Genomic DNA, 16,116 nt, shown 5'->3' with positions numbered 1-16,116 from the left:
CCGGTTCACCGGTCTCCGGCCGGCTTTTCCCGGAGTTCGGCCAGCTTGCGGGTCGCCCATTCGCGCCCGAAAGCGTCGAGCGTCGGATCGGTGGTCAGCGCTTCGAGCAGCGCCGCGCCGCGGTGCCCGTCGGCGCGGCCCAGTGTCGCCGCCGCCCACACGCGGTCCGACGCGTCGAGTCCGGGACCGAGCGCCATGGCTTCGAGCAGTTCGGCCCCGCGGAGCCGGTGCCCGTCCAGTTCGGCCAGCGTGCCGGCGGCCTGCAGGCGGCCAGGCACGGGAAGAGTGGGCTCTTCGGCCAGGGATTCATACAGCCGCGCCCCGCATTCGACGTCCACGTCGAGCAGGAGACGGGCGGCCTGCAGGCGTTTGATCGTGGTGCGGGCCGGGTCCAGTGCCCGGCCGCGCAGAACCCGGACCGCCCGCACCGGGTCGACTTCGGCCAGCGACCGGGCCGGCTGCAGCCGGTCGTAGGCGTCGCTTTCGGTCAGCGTTTCGAGCAGCCGCGCGCCGGTGTCCCGATACCCGTCGAGCCGGGCCAGCACCCGGGCCGCTCGCAAGCTCCGGGCGGCACTGTTGCCGGTGACGACGCTTTCCAGCAACCGCGCGGTCCGCGCCGCCCCCACCTCGGCCAGCAGCCCTTGCGTCCACGCCACGTCCGCGTCGAGCAGGGTTCTCGCCACCTCCAGTTGTTCGGCGATGCTGAGGGCGGGCTTCACGGTCCGGGCTTCACGCCACAACGTGCCCCCCTCCCGCCAGGAAGAAGCGCGGTCGAGAGCGGTGGCGAGGCCTTCGCGGATGCGCGGGCCGGTTTCGCGATGCCCGTCCACCCGAGCCAGCGCCTCGCCCACCTCCATGGACTGGTAGACGTTGTCGAACGGGCCGTTGGCGAGGCTCGCGAGCAGCCGCGAGCCCCGCACCACGTCGACTTCGAGCAGCACCTTGACCGCCTGCAGGCGCTCGAACGGCGCGAGCGCGGGGTCGGTGGCGAAGTGCCCGAGCTGCACGGCGGTGGATTCGGCGGGAAGCCGGGTGCGGAGCCGGACCTGGGTCAGCACGAACCGGCACGCGGCCGCGCCGCCGGAGTCGGTGAGCTCGGTCAACCGCTCCTCGGTCTGCCGTCCGATCCCCGCTTCGTCGGTGGCCAGCAACTGGTCGAGGAGAAACCCGATATAGGACGGCTCCTGGTCACGCCACTCGCCGCCGGGCCCGAACAGTCGATACAGCGTTTCCCGGCGTGCGCGGTGGTCACGGGTGGCGTGGCGGGCGGCGTGGTATTCGAGGAACGTCTGGTGGGGGAAGCCGAGGCCGTCCGCTTGGTGGACCAGCAAGCCGGTGTGCCGCAACAGGTCCTCCACGAACGCACCCCACAGCTCCGGGTGCACCTTGCCCGGGCGACGCACTTCGCCGTGCGTGGCCAGCACCGTCGCGGCCGGCGCCTGGTGGCCGGTGATCCACTGGTGGGCCAGGTATCCGACCAGGTCCGGCAGGAGCTCGTGGACCCGCTGCGTCGCTTCACCGGCGTCCTTGCGGGCCTGCGGGCTCTGGAGGCCGGCCACCAGGTGCCGGATCGCGTCCTCATGGCTTTCGGCGATCCGCTTGCCGCGGTTGTTCTCGTAGATCAGGTCCGTGAACAGGTCGTAGAACCGGGTGCGGTCGTGGGGCAGCGGGTGATCGGGGCGGGCGAGGTAGAGCTGGCACAGCATGAAGGCCATCAACGGCGTCTGCGCCAGCTCGGTCAGCGACGCGTCCCGGAGCGCGCCGGTGAACCGGCGGGCGCGCCGGGCGGCTTCCGCCGCCGGCCAGCGGGTGCCGAAGTACCGCTCGGTGTAGGCACGCACGTCCTCGGCGGTGAACGGCTGCAGGTCGTACCGCGGCACCTCGGCACCGAGGGCGTCGTCGAGGACGGCCAGTTCGGGCTCGGCCGCGGGGCGGGTGGCCACCACGCACCGGTAGAGCGCCGGGTCGCTCGCGACGGCGTTGGCCAGTTTCTCCAGCACAGAGCGGCGTTCGTCGGCGTTGGGGAGCTCGTCGAGGCCGTCGACGAGCAGCTGCCAGCGCGCGCCGTCGCACGGCCGCCGCAGGAAGCGCTCTTCGTCCAGACCGGGACGGAGCCCGTAGCGGCTGAGGCTCCTGGTGGCGGCCGCGAGCGCCTCCGGGACCGGCGTCGCCTCGCCGGCGAGGGCGCGGGCGCTCACCCAGACCGGCACCGCCGCCGAGACCTTTCCCGTGCCGTTGAGCCATTCCTCGGCGGCGTCACGCAACCGGGTGCGCAGCAGCGTGGACTTGCCGCCGCCGGGACCGGCGACGAGCACGCACACCGGGTCGGCCTTCCGGAAGATCGCCTCGGCGGGCTCCGGCGGCGCGTCCGTGGCGACGTGCTCGCCGGGACCGTAAGCGCCCGATCCGTCGCGGGCGGTGCGGCTGTTGAGCTGGCGCACGTAGATCTCACTCAAGGACGGCGGCGCGGCCCGGCCGGGGATGCCCTGGTGCGGGTGCTGCCGGGCGGCCTTGCGCGCGGCTTCGAGGTAGGCACGCACCGGGTCGTCCAGGCCGGTCGGCTGCCGGGCCCGCTCGTGGAGGTCCTTCCAGCGACGGGCCTCGGCCGCGGCCGGCCGGCAGCCGGGCGGCCTGGTCCAGTCCAGCAGGACCGCGACCACGGACCACAGGTCCGCGAAGTCCCGCGGCACGCTGGGCTCCTTCGAGCCGTCCCGCTTGGGGAACCAGTCGTTGACCGCCTGCACCGACAGGTCTTCGCCACCGTCCTTGCGCGGCCAGGGCAGGCTCTCCCGGCGGCCCGCGGCCCCGCGCCGGCAACGGTTGGCCTCTTCGACCGCGGCTTTCTGCGTCTTCCCCCGCTCGCGCAGCTTCTCCTGGAGCGCCCCCAGCTCCGCGGTCAGCGCGGCCTTTCCCGAGGCGGGCTCCGCCGTCCCGGTCACGTCCCGGCCGCCCGATCCGGCGTGATCCGGTGTCCCACCGCCGAACCGTGCCGTGACCTGGTCGTTCGCCGCCGGGAATCCGGCGATCCGGCAACCGTGGCCGACCGCCCGGAGTGCTCGTGAAGCTGACGCCAGCCGCTTCGCGAAAGGACGAACCCATGGACTTCTGGCCGGCCGCAATGCTCCTGGCGGGGCTCGTGATCCTCGCGATCACCACGGTGATCGTCACCCACACGGCGTTGAAGGACACCGCGCCGCAGGACCGGGCCGCCATCCTGGCCGCGATCGCGCAGCTCGTGCGGCAGCTTCGCCCGTGACTGCTCGCGCCTGGCCACTCCTCCGGTCACCTCAAGCCGGACCGGGCGCCCCCGGCCCTTCCGGTGTCCGGTCGACGACCAGCAGGGCCGCCAGGCGTTCGAGGTCCTTGCCCATGTCGACCCGGTCGTCGAGCAGCCACTGGACCTGCAGACCGTCCATGACCGCGACCAGGATGCGGGCCACCCAGGCGGGGTCCGCGCCCGGCGGGACGCGGTCGGCCAGCCGGCCGGCGAGGTCGTCGCGAACCTGGCCGTAGCGGTCGCGGACCCACTCGTGTGCCGCGTGGCCCGGTTCGGTCGCCTCCGCCGACGTCGTCGCGTACAGGCGGACCAGATCGGGCGTCTGCGCGTTCCGGCGCGTCGCCTCCAGCAGCCCGGGCAGCGGGTCTCCCCCACCGAGCAGGGCGGCGGTTCGTTCGTCGCGGGCGGCGAGCACCGCCGCGAGCATGGCCTGTTTCGAGCCGAAGTAGTGGAAGAGCGTCGATTCGGTGACCCCGACGCGCCGCGCGATCTCCTTCACCGACGAGCCGTGGTAACCGCCCTCGGTGAACACCTCCAAGGCGGTGCGGAGGATCTGTTCCCGACGCTCGGTGCCCTTCGCGTAGGGACCTCGGGGACCCGATGCGGCCATGTCGTGACACTACCCCACCACGAAAATCGAGCGCCACTCGGTTTTCGGGGTACAGTCCTGGCCGACAGCCCTTCGACCGTTCGGGAGACGCCGTGGACACCTCGCCGGCCCGGGAGCGCGACATCCGCGCCCTGCTGGGCAAACTCGACCTGCGCCAGAAGGTGCGGCTGCTCACCGGGGCCGACTTCTGGCGCACGCACGCCGAGCCCGCGATCGGGCTGCGCGCGATGGTGCTGTCCGACGGCCCGGCGGGCGTGCGTGGCCGCAGCTTCGACGAACGCGACCCCTCGCTGTCGCTGCCGTCGGGCACCGCGCTGGGCGCCACCTGGGACACCGCCCTCGCCCGGCGCTACGGCGCCGCACTCGGCGCCGAGGCGCGCCGCCAAGGCGTCGACGTGGTGCTCGGTCCGACGATCAACCTGCAGCGCACTCCCCTGGGCGGCCGGCACTTCGAAGCGTTCGCCGAGGACCCGCTGCTCACCGCCGAACTGGCCACCGCCTACGTCGAAGGCGTCCAGGCGGCCGGCGCGGCCGCGACCCCCAAGCACTTCGTCGCCAACGACGCCGAAACCGACCGCTTCACCGTCGACAACCGGATCGACGAGCGCGCACTGCGCGAGGTGCACCTCGCCGCGTTCGAAGCGGTGGTCGTGCGCGCGCGGGCCTGGCTGGTGATGTCGGCCTACAACTCCGTCAACGGCACCACGATGAGCGAGCACGAACTGCTGCGCGATCCGCTGTCGCGGGACTGGGGTTTCGACGGTGTCGTGGTGTCGGACTGGACGGCCGTCCGCAGCACGGTGGCCGCCGCGAACGCCGCCCAGGACCTGGTCATGCCCGGCCCCGAGGGACCGTGGGGACAGCGGCTGGTCGACGCGGTGCGCGCCGGCGAAGTCCCGGAAGCGGCCGTGGACGAGAAGGTGCTGCGGCTCCTGCGCCTGGCCGCCCGAGTGGGCGCGCTGGACACATTGCCGCCCGCCGTCCCAGTCCCGCCGCCCGCCGAGGACGGCGCCGCACTCGCGCGTGAGGTGGCGGCCGGCGGAATGGTGCTGGCGCGCAACGACGGCAGCCTGCCGTGGAGTCCGGAGCGGCTCGGTTCGGTCGCGGTGCTCGGGCAGAACGCGGTGCGTGCCCGCACCCAGGGCGGCGGCAGCGCCACCGTGCGACCACGCGAAGTGATCTCCCCGCTCGCCGGGCTCCGCGCGGCGCTGGGCGCGGAGGTGGTGCGCTACCGGCTGGGGGCCACGGTCACCGAGGGGGTGCTCGCCTTCGACCCGGCCGAGCTGACCAACCCGGTGACCGGCCGGGCCGGGGTGCGGGTGCGCTTCCTCGCCGAGGACGGCGCCGAGCTGGGGAGCGAAGACCGGCTCGCCGCGGCACTGGTCTGGCTCGACGACCTGCCCGCCGGAACCCACACGATCGAGCTGCGCACGGTGTGGGACGCCCCGGCGGGCACGCACCACGTCGGCGCGTCCGCGCTCGGCGGGCTGGTGCTCACGGTGGACGGCGCCGAGGTGCTCGACGCGGTCACCGACGCCGACGGCGACCTGCTCGGCGCGGCTTTCCTCGCCCCGCCCGCGGTGACCGCGGCAGTCGGCTTCGCCGGCGGCGCGGCGGAAATCGTGGTGCGCTACACGAGCGGTGCCGGCCCGGACCTGCCGCTGCGGGCGGTGACCTTCGGCACCGCCACCGTGCCGGCCGACGCGGACGCGGAGATCGCCGCCGCCGCGGCGCTGGCCGCCGGCTCCGACGTCGCGCTCGTGGTGGTCGGGACCGGGGAGACCATCGAGAGCGAGGGGTTCGACCGGACGTCACTCGCCCTGCCCGGCCGGCAGGACGACCTGGTGCGCGCGGTCGCCGCGGCCAACCCGCGCACGGTGGTGCTCGTCAACTCCGGGGCACCGGTCCTGCTGCCCTGGCGCGACGAGGTGGCGGCGGTCCTGTTCGGCTGGTTCGGCGGCGAGCGGTTCGGCGAGGCCGTCGCCGACGTGCTGCTCGGGGTGCGCGAGCCGGGCGGCAGGCTGCCGGCGAGCTGGCCGGCGACCGGCGACGAACGGTCCGTGCTGTCCGGCGTTCCGGCGGACGGCGTCGTGCCCTACGCCGAGGGTGTCCACATCGGACACCGAGGCTGGTTGCGCAACGGCGACCGGCCCGCGTACCCGTTCGGGCACGGCCTCGGCTACACGAGCTGGGAGCTGCGCGGGGCGCGGGCGCCCGGGCAGGTGACCGAGGGCGAGCCGGTGCCGATCGCGGTCGAGCTGGCCAACACCGGCGCCCGGCCGGGCCGGCAGGTGGTCCAGGTGTACCTGTCCCGGCCGCACAGCGCGCTCGACCGGCCGGCGCGGTGGCTGGCCGGCTGGGCGCTCGTCGACGCGCCGCCCGGCCCGGCGACCGCCACCGTGACGCTGCCGCCACGGGCGTTCCAGCACTGGGAGGACGGCGCCTGGCGGACCGAGCCGGGTCCCTTCACCGTCCACATCGGAACGTCGGCAACCGACACCCCGCTGGCGACCCGCGTGACGGTGCGCTGAACCGAGCACGAAAACCCTGGCACTACCGGGTCTTGCCGTCGGGGGCGGCCGCGCGCATACTGCATCCACCACAAATTTCGAGTGTCACTCGATTTTCATGTCGGGTGTCACCGGCCTCCGGACGCGAGGAGCGCCATGCCCGAATCACCCGCCCCCGGCGGCAGAACCGCCGCCCCGTCGACCCGCGGCACCGCGACCGCCCGGCTGCTGCCGTCGCTCGCGGTCAACACTCTCGTCCTGTTCGCCACCTACTCCGGGCTGATCGGCGTGCTGCTGCCGAACCAGGTCGCAGCTTTGGACCCGGTGCACAAGGTCGCCAACCTCTCGCTGGTCACCACCGTGTCATTCGTCTTCACCCTGTTCGCGCAGCCGATCGCGGGCGCGCTGAGCGACCGCACGCGCAGCGGGCTCGGCCGCCGCGCCCCGTGGCTGCTCGGCGGCGCCGCGGCCGGCGCCGGGTTCCTGCTCGGTCTCGGCGGTCTGCGCGAGCTCTGGTGGATCGCCGTGTTCTGGGTGCTCGTCCAGGTGGCGCTGAACGTGCTGCAGGGCCCGCTTTCGGCCGTGGTCGCCGACCGGTTCCCCCGGCAGCGGCGCGGGATGGCGAGCGCCATGGTCGGCATCGGCACGATGGCCGGGGTCAGCGGCGGGGTCCTGCTGGCCGGGCAGGTCGCCGGCCGGGTCGGCACCGGGTACACCGTCTTCGCGGTCGCGGTGCTGGCGGTGACCGGTGTCTTCGTGCTGCTCAACCCCGACGCGCCGACGCGGGACGCGGCCCGGGAACCGTTCTCCTGGCGGGAGTTCCTCGCCGGCTTCTGGGTGGATCCCCGCCGGCACCCGGACTTCGCCTGGGCCTTCGCCGGCCGGTTCCTGTTCATCCTCGGCTACTTCGTGGTCTACGGCTTCCAGCTCTACATCCTCACCGACTACGTCCACCTGCCGCTGGCCACCGCGAACCGGACGATCGGGTTGCTCAGCCTCGCGAGCCTGGCCACCACCCTCGTGTCGATCCCGCTGAGCGGCTGGCTGTCCGACCGGCTGGGGCGGCGCAAGATCTTCGTCTACTTCGCCTCGGTGACGCTCGCGGCCGGGCTGCTGGTGCCGCTGGTCGCTCCCACCGTCACCGGCATGGTCGTCTCCGGTGTGATCCAAGGGCTCGGGTACGGCGCGTACCTGGCCTGCGACACCGCACTGATGACCGAGGTGCTGCCGGGCGGCGGCGCCGCGGCGGGCAAGGACCTCGGGATCCTCAACATCGCCACGAACATCCCGCAGGCGGCCAGCCCCGCCGTGGCCGGGCTGCTGATCACCACGCTGGGCGGGTATCCCGCGCTGTTCCTGTTCGCCGCCGTGGTCGTGCTCCTGGCCAGTCTCGCCATCGTCCCGATCCGCACCGTCCGATGAGGAGCGCCATGTCCGGCACCACCGTCGAAATCGTCACCCCGCACGGCCGGTTGCGGGGCGTGCGCCGCGCGAACGGGTCCTGCGCGTTCCTGGGCGTCCCCTACGCCGAGCCGCCGGTGGGCGAACGCCGGTTCGCCGCCCCGGTGCCGCACCGCGGCTGGGCCGGTGTCCGCGACGCCACCACGCCCGGCGCGACACCTCAGCGCCGGCAACTGGCCGAGGTCACGCTCATCCCGGAACCGTCGATCCCCGGTGAGTCCACGCTCAACGTCGACGTGTTCACCCCCGACCCCGGGCCGGCGCGCGACGGCGGGCTGCCCGTGCTGGTCTGGATCCACGGTGGCGGCTTCGTCGCCGGGTCGCCCGCGAGCCCGTGGTACGACGGGGCCGCGTTCAACCGCGATGGCGTGGTCACGGTGTCGGTGTCCTACCGGCTGGGGTTCGACGGCTTCGGCCGGCTCGACGACGCCCCGGGCAACCGCGGCGTCCTGGACTGGCTGTGCGCACTGGAGTGGGTGCGCGACACGATCAGCGCGTTCGGCGGCGATCCGCGCCGGGTGACGATCGCGGGCCAGTCCGCGGGGGGCGCGGCGGTGCTCACGCTGCTCGGGATGCCCTCGGCGCAACAGCTGTTCACGGCGGCGCACTGCCTGTCCGGGCCAGCCGTGCACATCACCACCGGGCAGGCGGAGTCGTTCGGCCGCGCGCTGGCCGGCCGGCTCGGCGTGCCACCCAGCCGTGCCGGCTTGTCCACAGTGGACGAGACGCGGATCCTCGCCGCGCAGCGCGAGCTGGCGCCGCTCGGCGAAGCACCGGCCGACCCGGTGGCGGCGATCACGGGACTGACGAACGGCCTGGTCCTCGGCCCTGTGGTCGACGGCGACCTGCTCCCTGAATCCACTGTGGACTCCCTCCGCGCCGGCCGTGGCGCGGACAAGCCGTTGGTGCTCGGCGCGACGGAGCACGAGTTCGCCTTCGGGTTCGCCCGCGCCCGCGAGCGCCTGGCGGACATCCCGGCGACGGCACTGCTGTCCGCGGCGGGCGTCCCGGAGTCAACAGCGTCGGGCTTCGTGGCCGCGCACCCCGGCCTCGACACCGCGGACCTGATCGGCAGGTACGTCACGGACCGGCTGTTCGGCGTGGCGGCGGCCGAGACAGCCGACGCCCGCGGCACCGCTCCGACGTGGCTGTACCGCTTCGCGTGGCCGTCTCCGGTGTTCGGCCAAGCGGTGCACTGCCTGGACGTCCCGTTCTACTTCGACTGCTTGGGTGCCGACGGTGTGAGCGCCGTCGCCGGGCCGCGGCCTCCTCAGGAGCTAGCCAGCGAGGTGCACGCCGCAGCGGTCGGGCTGATCACGGCGGGGGATCCGGGCTGGCCCGCCGGGGAGGTCCGGGTGTTCGGTGGGCCGTCGGCCTTCGGTGCGGACACCTATCGCGCGGCCCGCGCGCTGCTCGTCACCTGAGTCCGGCGCGCCGGCGTCACAGCTGGGAGCGGATCTCCCAGAGCTCGGGAAACAGCCGCGCGGCGATGCGAGTGAAGAGGTAGTCCACTCCGGACGATCCGCCAGTCCCCGCTTTGTACCCGATCTGGCGTTCGACGCTCAGTGCGTGGTGCGTTCGCCACCGGCCGAACGCCTGATCGACGTCGAGGAGGGCTTCGGCCACCCGTACCAGCTCCCAGCGCTCGGGGGACAGGTCCTGGTAGCCGTCCTGCCAGAGCTTGGCCAGCGGGTCCACCCCCGAGCGCTCGGCCACGGCGATGAACGCCTCCCGCAGGCTGGGTTCCGCCAGTCTGCGGGTCAGGCGTTCGCGCTCGGTGTCGGTGAGCCTCGCCCGATCCAGGTAAGCGCTGTCCTTCAGGCCGGCCAGGAACTCGATTTCGCGGTACTGCGCCGAATCGAAGCCGCTGCCGCCTTGGAGGGTGTTGCGGAACGCCAGGAAGTCCATGGGCAGCATCGTGTCCAGCACCGCCCACTGGGAAACCAGCACGTTCTGGACCGCGACCAGCCTGCGCAGCAGGTGCTCGGCCGCGTCGAGGCGGTCGGCCAGCAGGAGGTCGCGGGCCTCCTGCAGCTCGAAGAGCATCAGCTTGAACCACAGTTCGTGCACCTGGTGGACGATGATGAACAGCAGCTCGTCGTGCGCGCCGGATTCCGGTTGGCACGCCAGCAGCCGGTCGAGCCGCAGCACGTCGCGGTAGCTCGTTCCCGCGGTGTGCTCCGCGCGGTTTCGCCGGTCCGGCTCGGCCACCGGAACCTCCTCGGTCGACGACGTTCTGGGGCACGGCACCAGTCCAGGTTAGGAACCACGCCCGGCAGCGGCCAGTGCCCGAACGGGCGCACCCAAGGTGTCCGGCCCGCCGCTCGGGCCAGTAGCCGAACGAGCAGTCGCGGGCGGTCAGTCCGCTGTGCTGCACTGGCCATTCAAGATCCTCAGAATCCGTGAAGAGGTGGCACATGCTCCACAACGTCGTCATCGTCGGTGGCGGTACCGCTGGATGGATGACCGCTACCTACCTGAAAGAAGCATTCGGTGAGCGGATTTCGGTGACCGTCGTCGAATCCGCTCGTGTGCCGACCATCGGCGTCGGCGAGGCGACCTTCAGCACCGTGCGGCACTTCTTCGACTACCTGGGCCTGGCCGAAAAGGACTGGATGCCGGCCTGCAGCGCGACCTACAAGCTGGGCATCAGGTTCGAGAACTGGCGCGAACCCGGCCACGTCTTCTACCACCCGTTCGAACGGCTGCCCAAGGTGCACGGGTTCACCATGGCCGACTGGTGGCTCAAGCTCGGCGGCGAGCAGTTCGACCGGGACTGCCTGGTGATCCCCGCCCTGTGCGACGCGCAGCGGGCGCCCAAGTACGTCGACGGGCAGCTGTTCGAGCGCAGCCTGCACGACGGCGGTGACCGGCCGCGTCGGAGCACGATGGCCGAGCAGGACACGCAGTTCCCGTACGCCTACCACTTCGACGCGGCCCGGCTGGCCGAGTTCCTCGCCGGCTTCGGCACCGACCGGGGTGTCCGGCGCGTGCTCGACGACGTGCTGGAGGTGCGCCAGGACGAACGCGGCTGGATCAGTCACCTGGTCACCCGCGAGCACGGCGAAATCCACGGCGACCTGTTCGTGGACTGCACCGGGTTCCGCGGCCTGCTGATCAACAAGGCGATGCAGGTGCCGTTCCAGTCCTATCAGGAGTACCTGCCGAACAACCGGGCCGTGGCCCTGCGCGTGCCGAGTGACATGGCCGAGTCACGGATGCGCCCGTGCACGACGGCGACCGCGCAGGACTCCGGCTGGATCTGGACGATCCCGCTGGCCAACCGCATCGGCACCGGGTACGTCTACGCCGACGACTTCTGCACGCCGGAAGAGGCCGAGAAGACGCTGCGCGAGTTCGTCGGCCCGGAAAGCGCCGACGCCGAGGCCAACCACATCGGCATGCGCATCGGCCGCAACGAGACGTCCTGGGTGGGCAACTGCGTGGCGATCGGGCTGTCCAGCGGGTTCGTGGAACCGCTGGAGTCGACCGGGATCTTCTTCATCCAGTACGGCGTCGAGCAGCTGGTCAAGCACTTCCCCGACGAGCACTGGCGACCCGAGCTGACCGCCGGCTACAACCGGGCGATCGCCCGCTGCCTCGACGGCGTCCGCGACTTCCTGGTCGTGCACTACCGGTGCGCGGCTCGGGCCGACACGCGGTACTGGAAGGCGACCAAGGAACGCCCGCTGCCGGACGGGCTGGCCGAGCGGCTCGAGTCGTGGTCGGTCCGGCTGCCCGACGAGTCGTCCGTGTACCCGTACTACCACGGTTTCGAGCCGTATTCGTACAACGTCATGCTGCTCGGCCTCGGCGGTCACCTGCCCGCCCGGTCGCTGCCCGCGCTCGACTACCTGGACGACGCCGAGGCCCGGGCGGAGCTGGCGCGGGTGCGTGAACGGGCCGCCGCGCTCGTCGGCACCCTGCCGAGCCAGCACGACTACCTGAAGTCCGCGCACTGACACTGCTCCGGAGGGGGAACCGACGGTCATGACCACGCACGAATCCGACACCCGCACCCTGCTCGAGGTCCCGAGAGTCCGGCGCGGCGACGGCGTCGGTGGCATGCTCGCGTTCCGCCGTGACCAGCTCTCCTTCCTCCGGCGCGGAATCGACCGCTATGGCGACGTCTTCCGCTTCCGGCTGGTCGGCATGGAAATGGTGCTCGTCAACCAGCCCGACCTCATCCGGCAGGTCCTCGTCGAGCGGACGGACCGCTACAACAAGGGCGCCGCGTTGTTCGAGATCGTCCGCCCGGTGCTGGGTGACGGGCTGATCGTCTCGGACGGCGAGCTGTGGCACCGGCAGCGCCGCATGATGGCCCCGACGTTCACCATGCGCACGGTGCCGCGGTTCGTGCGGACCATGACGACCGAAACGCAGCGCATGGTCGACGGGTGGCGCGACCGGACGGATGCGGACGGCCCGGTCGACGTCTCCACCGAGATCGGCCGGGTCGCGCTGCGCATCGTCACCCAGTCCCTGTTCAGTGCCGACGTCGCGGCGACGATACCGGCGTTCGAGCGGGCCTTCGCCACGGCGAACACGGTCATGGGCGCGTTCTTCCGGTTCCCGTTCCCGCCGCTGAAGGTGCCCACGCCGGGGCACCGGCGGCTGCTGCGGGCGACGACCGCGATGGACGAGTTCGTGTCCGGGTTCATCGAAGCCCGGCTGGCGAAGGACGCCGGCGCGGAGGAGGACGCGGACCTGCTCACTCTCCTGATGCACGCCGTCGACGAAGAAGACGGCACCAAGATGGACCTCAAGCAGCTCCACGACGAGGTCCTCAACCTCTGCATCGCGGCCTTCGAGACGACCACGAACACCCTCGCCTGGGCCTTCTACCTGCTGGCCCGGCACCCCGAGGTCGAGCGGACCCTGCACGCGGAGGTCGACGAGGTGCTGGCCGGCCGGGTGCCGGCGTTCGATGACATCCCGCGGCTCACCTACACGCGCATGGTCATCGACGAGGTGCTCCGCATCTACTCCCCCGCCTACCAGACCATGCGGCACGCCTCCGTCGACGACGAGCTGGGCGGCTACCGGATTCCGGCGGGTACCAACGTGCTCATCAACAGCTACTTCCTGCACCGGCACCAGGACTTCTGGCCCGAACCGGAGGAGTTCCGGCCGGAGCGGTTCGGCCCGGACCAGGCGGGCGACCGGCCCCGGCACGCGTACCTGCCGTTCGGGAGCGGGCCGCGGATCTGCATCGGCAAGCACTTCGCACTCGTCGAACTGGTGCTCGTGCTGGCGACGGTGGCACGCACGCACCGCCTGGTCGCGCCGGAGGGAGCCGCCGAGGTGCGGCCGGATCCGCTGATCACGCTGCACCCGCACGGCGGGGTGCACCTGTACCCGGTGGCCCGCCGCTGACCGAGCCCGGGCACCTCGACGGCTCGCCGAGGCGCCCGGGCTCGTCAGTCAGCCGGGTTCTCGGCGCGCGCCGGGAACCGGGGCGCCGTCATCAGCAGCGCGCTCGCGGCCGCCAGCAGCCCCACGGACACGATGAGGACGACGCTGTACCCGCCGGTCGCGCTGCGCAGCCAGGAGATCAGCAGCGGGCTGAGTCCCGTGCCGACCACGAAGATCGCGTACAACACGCCGAACAGCCGCCCGTAGCCGGCCATGTCGTAGTACCGGGCGATGAGGTAGCCCATGACGTCCACCTCGCCGCCGAGTGCGACGCCGAGGCCGAGCGCCGCGGCCACGGCGAGGCCGGGGCCGCCGAACAGCAGCGCGAGCAGCCCCGCCGCGGTGACCACCAGCACGGCCGCGGCGATCTTCGGTGCGAAGAAGCGGTCGACGAGCAGGCCCACCACCAGCCGGCCGACGATCAGCGCAATGCCGACGAGGCCCGCCGTGCTCGCGGCCGTCGCGGCCGGCACCCCGGCGTCACGCTGCATCGGCACCAGGTGCACCGTCAGGCCGCCGATGGCGAGCGCCAGCAGGAAGAAGATCACGGCGAGCCGCGCGAAGAGCGTGGTGCGCAGCAACGGCAGGATCTTCGGGGCCGCCGCCTCGCTGCGGGCCGCCGGGGTGGCGAGCCGGCGTGAGTTCGGCATCAGCACGCCGACGAGCACCGCGCCCACCAGCACCACGATCCCCAGTGTGCGGTAGCCGCCGCGCCAGTTCTCCGCGATCTGCCCGCCCAGGACCTGCGGGGCGAAGAAGGCGACCAGACCCGCGCCCGCCAGCGCGATGCCGAGCGCGATGCCGCGGGCGCGGTCGAACCGCTCGTTCACCGCGCGGGTGAACGACACCGGCGAGGAAGCCAGTGCCAGCACGTACATCGCGACCATCAGCAGCAGGAAGTTCGAGAAGGCCGGCCCCACTTCGGCGAGCAGCAGGAAGGCGGCGCCGAGCGCGAGCAGGGACACCACCGACGGGACGCGCACGCCGTAGCGGTCGATGATCGCGCCGACGACCGGTGTCAGCAGGACGTTGATCAGCGAACCGATCAGCAGGATCGACGAAAGGCTGCTGCGGCTCCAGCCGAACTCCGCCTCGAGCTCCGGGATGAACAGCCCGAACGTGTAGAACGGCAGTGACGCGACACCGACGCCGATACCGATCGTGGCGGCCGTGAGCGGCCGCCAGCCCCGCAGGAACTCGGCTCCGACGCTCGGCCGGGTCCCGACTGCCTTGACCATGGTTTCCCCCCTGGAGGCGGTTTTCGGTGGACTCGAAGCACTTACACCTTGCGGGCGCCGGCGGCCCAGTACTCGTCACGCAGCTCGCGCTTGAGCACCTTGCCGACGGTCGAGCGGGGCAGCTCGCGGACCAGGATCGACTTCGGCGCCTTGACCGGCCCGAGCCGCTCCTCGCAGGCCCGCAGGATCGCCTCGACGTCGAGCGTCTTGCCCGCCTTCGGTTCCACGACCGCGGTGACCGCTTCGCCCTGCTTCTCGTCCGGCAGGCCGATCACCGCGCAGTCCTTCACGTCGGGGAAGGTGTGCAGGAACGCTTCCACTTCGGACGAAAACACGTTGTGCCCGCCCACGATGATCATGTCCCGCTTGCGGTCGACGACGTAGAAGAAGCCGGCTTCGTCGCGCACGCCGATGTCGCCCGTGCCGTGCCAGCCGTGCGGGCGGCGGGTTTCCGCCGTCGCCTCCGGGTTTTCCCAGTACCCGGAGAAGACCAGGTCGGAGCGGACGGCGATCTCGCCGGGCTGCCCGGGCGGCAGCACGTTCCCGTCGTCGTCGATGATCTCGACGCGGGCGACGATCGTCGGCCGGCCGCAGGAGGCGAGCCGGCCGCGGTCACCGCCGGGCGCCACGGCCTCGGCGATGTCGCGTGGGGTCAGCACCGTGCACGTCAGCGGCGCTTCGGACTGCGAATAGAACTGGGCCATCACCGGTCCGAACACGGCCACGGCTTCGGCGAGCCGCTCCGGGGCGACCGGCGAGGCCGACAGGAGGAAGTGCCGCAGCGAGGAGTAGTCGTGGTCGCGGACCGACGGGTGGTCCAGCAGGTCGTACAGGTCGGCGGCGGGCAGGAAGAGGCGCGTGGCGCGGTTGCGCTCGATCGAGGTCAGGATGTCCTCGGGCACCACTTCCCGGTGCAGGATGACCGAACCGCCCTGGCCCAGCACGGGAAAGGCGAACGAGCCGCCCGCGTGGGCCATCGGCGTCGCGATGAGGTAGCGCGGCGGCTCGGGTTCGGGGGCGTGCGCGGTCAGCGCGACGTACATCAGGTGGGCCTGCCGGTTGTTGATCGGCAGGATCTTCGGCTTGCCCGTGGTGCCGCCGGTGCCGGCGAACAGCATGTTCTCGCTGGAGTCCACCGGGCGCATCGGCGCCCGCGCGCCTTCGGGCGCCATCCAGGCGGTCAGCTCCGGGTCACCGGGTCGGCCGGGTCCGATCGAGACCGTGGTCCGCAGCGTCGCGAGCCGGTCGACGATCGTGCCGGCGTGCTCGGCCAGGGATCCGTGGTAGATCATCCGGGTGCACCCCGCGGCGCCGAGGAAGTCGACGAGCGCGTCCACGGCGTGCGTCGCGTGGGCCGCGGTCCAGATGCCACCGGCCCGGATCACCCCGACGATGCAGGCGAACGCGTGGGCGTCGTTCGGGCTCAGCACCGAAACCCGGTCACCGGGCTGGAGCCCGTCCGCCAGCAGCGCGACCGCCACCCGGTGGCTGACCGACGTGAACTCCTCGTGCGTCATCAGCACGGTGCCGTCGGGCGCGATCATGCACGGCGCCTGCGGGTCGATGCCGGAGCCTCGATCGAGGTAGTCGACGAACATCATGGGT

11 protein-coding genes are annotated in these 16,116 nt (G+C 72.3%); 6 read left to right on the top strand and 5 right to left on the bottom strand.

Annotated features, from left to right (window positions below; translation table 11 throughout):
- Positions 1-5 precede the first annotated feature (5 nt).
- Positions 6-2,939, bottom strand: coding sequence for an NACHT domain-containing protein (locus M8542_RS37165; protein ID WP_257925028.1), 2,934 nt, complete (start codon positions 2,937-2,939; stop codon positions 6-8).
- Between the two features lie 158 nt (positions 2,940-3,097).
- Here M8542_RS37165 and M8542_RS37160 point away from each other — a divergent pair, with 158 nt between their 5' ends.
- Positions 3,098-3,256 carry a hypothetical protein gene (locus tag M8542_RS37160; protein ID WP_257925027.1) on the top strand — a complete coding sequence of 53 codons (159 nt, stop codon included), beginning with the start codon at positions 3,098-3,100 and terminating at the stop codon, positions 3,254-3,256.
- A gap of 31 nt (positions 3,257-3,287) precedes the next feature.
- Here the strand turns inward: M8542_RS37160 and M8542_RS37155 are convergent, their stop codons facing one another.
- Positions 3,288-3,887, bottom strand: a complete 600-nt coding sequence (locus M8542_RS37155) for a TetR/AcrR family transcriptional regulator (protein WP_257925026.1) — start codon at positions 3,885-3,887, stop codon at positions 3,288-3,290.
- A gap of 92 nt (positions 3,888-3,979) precedes the next feature.
- Here M8542_RS37155 and M8542_RS37150 point away from each other — a divergent pair, with 92 nt between their 5' ends.
- The 3 genes from M8542_RS37150 (at position 3,980) to M8542_RS37140 (ending at position 9,282) form a co-directional block, all read left to right on the top strand.
- Positions 3,980-6,418 (top strand): beta-glucosidase family protein, encoded by a 2,439-nt coding sequence (locus M8542_RS37150; protein WP_257925025.1) that lies wholly within the window; start codon positions 3,980-3,982, stop codon positions 6,416-6,418.
- A 135-nt stretch (positions 6,419-6,553) separates the two neighbouring features.
- Positions 6,554-7,819, top strand: a complete 1,266-nt coding sequence (locus M8542_RS37145; protein ID WP_257925024.1) for an MFS transporter — start codon at positions 6,554-6,556, stop codon at positions 7,817-7,819.
- Positions 7,820-7,827: 8 nt separating this feature from the next.
- Positions 7,828-9,282 (top strand): carboxylesterase/lipase family protein, encoded by a 1,455-nt coding sequence (locus M8542_RS37140; RefSeq protein ID WP_257925023.1) that lies wholly within the window; start codon positions 7,828-7,830, stop codon positions 9,280-9,282.
- Between the two features lie 16 nt (positions 9,283-9,298).
- Here M8542_RS37140 and M8542_RS37135 read toward each other — a convergent pair whose 3' ends face one another.
- Positions 9,299-10,108, bottom strand: coding sequence for a tryptophan 2,3-dioxygenase (locus M8542_RS37135; RefSeq protein ID WP_257925022.1), 810 nt, complete (start codon positions 10,106-10,108; stop codon positions 9,299-9,301).
- A gap of 167 nt (positions 10,109-10,275) precedes the next feature.
- Between M8542_RS37135 and M8542_RS37130 the strand changes: the two genes are divergently transcribed.
- Positions 10,276-11,820: a tryptophan halogenase family protein gene (locus M8542_RS37130; protein WP_257925021.1), complete on the top strand. Its 1,545-nt coding sequence runs from the start codon at positions 10,276-10,278 to the stop codon at positions 11,818-11,820.
- Between the two features lie 28 nt (positions 11,821-11,848).
- Positions 11,849-13,234, top strand: a complete 1,386-nt coding sequence (locus tag M8542_RS37125) for a cytochrome P450 (protein WP_257925020.1) — start codon at positions 11,849-11,851, stop codon at positions 13,232-13,234.
- A 44-nt stretch (positions 13,235-13,278) separates the two neighbouring features.
- On the opposite strand, the gene M8542_RS37120 is transcribed toward M8542_RS37125, so the two are convergent.
- The gene (locus M8542_RS37120) at positions 13,279-14,511 is read right to left on the bottom strand and encodes an MFS transporter (protein ID WP_257925019.1); all 1,233 of its coding nucleotides are present in this window, start codon (positions 14,509-14,511) and stop codon (positions 13,279-13,281) included.
- Between the two features lie 41 nt (positions 14,512-14,552).
- Positions 14,553-16,112, bottom strand: coding sequence for an AMP-binding protein (locus tag M8542_RS37115; RefSeq protein WP_257925018.1), 1,560 nt, complete (start codon positions 16,110-16,112; stop codon positions 14,553-14,555).
- Between the last annotated feature and the right edge of the window lie 4 nt (positions 16,113-16,116).

The sequence above is a fragment of the Amycolatopsis iheyensis genome, assembly GCF_024703995.1.
Lineage (GTDB): Bacteria > Actinomycetota > Actinomycetes > Mycobacteriales > Pseudonocardiaceae > Amycolatopsis > Amycolatopsis iheyensis.
Note: the sequence above shows the minus strand (reverse complement) of the source record. Positions and strands in the feature narration are given on the sequence as shown.

Excerpts from the sequence above, each read along its gene's own strand:
- M8542_RS37160 (WP_257925027.1), top strand. The coding sequence starts at position 3,098 with ATGGACTTCTGGCCGGCCGCAATGCTCCTGGCGGGGCTCGTGATCCTC.
- M8542_RS37155 (WP_257925026.1), bottom strand. The coding sequence starts at position 3,887 with ATGGCCGCATCGGGTCCCCGAGGTCCCTACGCGAAGGGCACCGAGCGT.
- M8542_RS37145 (WP_257925024.1), top strand. The coding sequence starts at position 6,554 with ATGCCCGAATCACCCGCCCCCGGCGGCAGAACCGCCGCCCCGTCGACC.
- M8542_RS37140 (WP_257925023.1), top strand. The coding sequence starts at position 7,828 with ATGTCCGGCACCACCGTCGAAATCGTCACCCCGCACGGCCGGTTGCGG.
- M8542_RS37130 (WP_257925021.1), top strand. The coding sequence starts at position 10,276 with ATGCTCCACAACGTCGTCATCGTCGGTGGCGGTACCGCTGGATGGATG.
- M8542_RS37125 (WP_257925020.1), top strand. The coding sequence starts at position 11,849 with ATGACCACGCACGAATCCGACACCCGCACCCTGCTCGAGGTCCCGAGA.
- M8542_RS37120 (WP_257925019.1), bottom strand. The coding sequence starts at position 14,511 with ATGGTCAAGGCAGTCGGGACCCGGCCGAGCGTCGGAGCCGAGTTCCTG.
- M8542_RS37115 (WP_257925018.1), bottom strand. The coding sequence starts at position 16,112 with ATGATGTTCGTCGACTACCTCGATCGAGGCTCCGGCATCGACCCGCAG.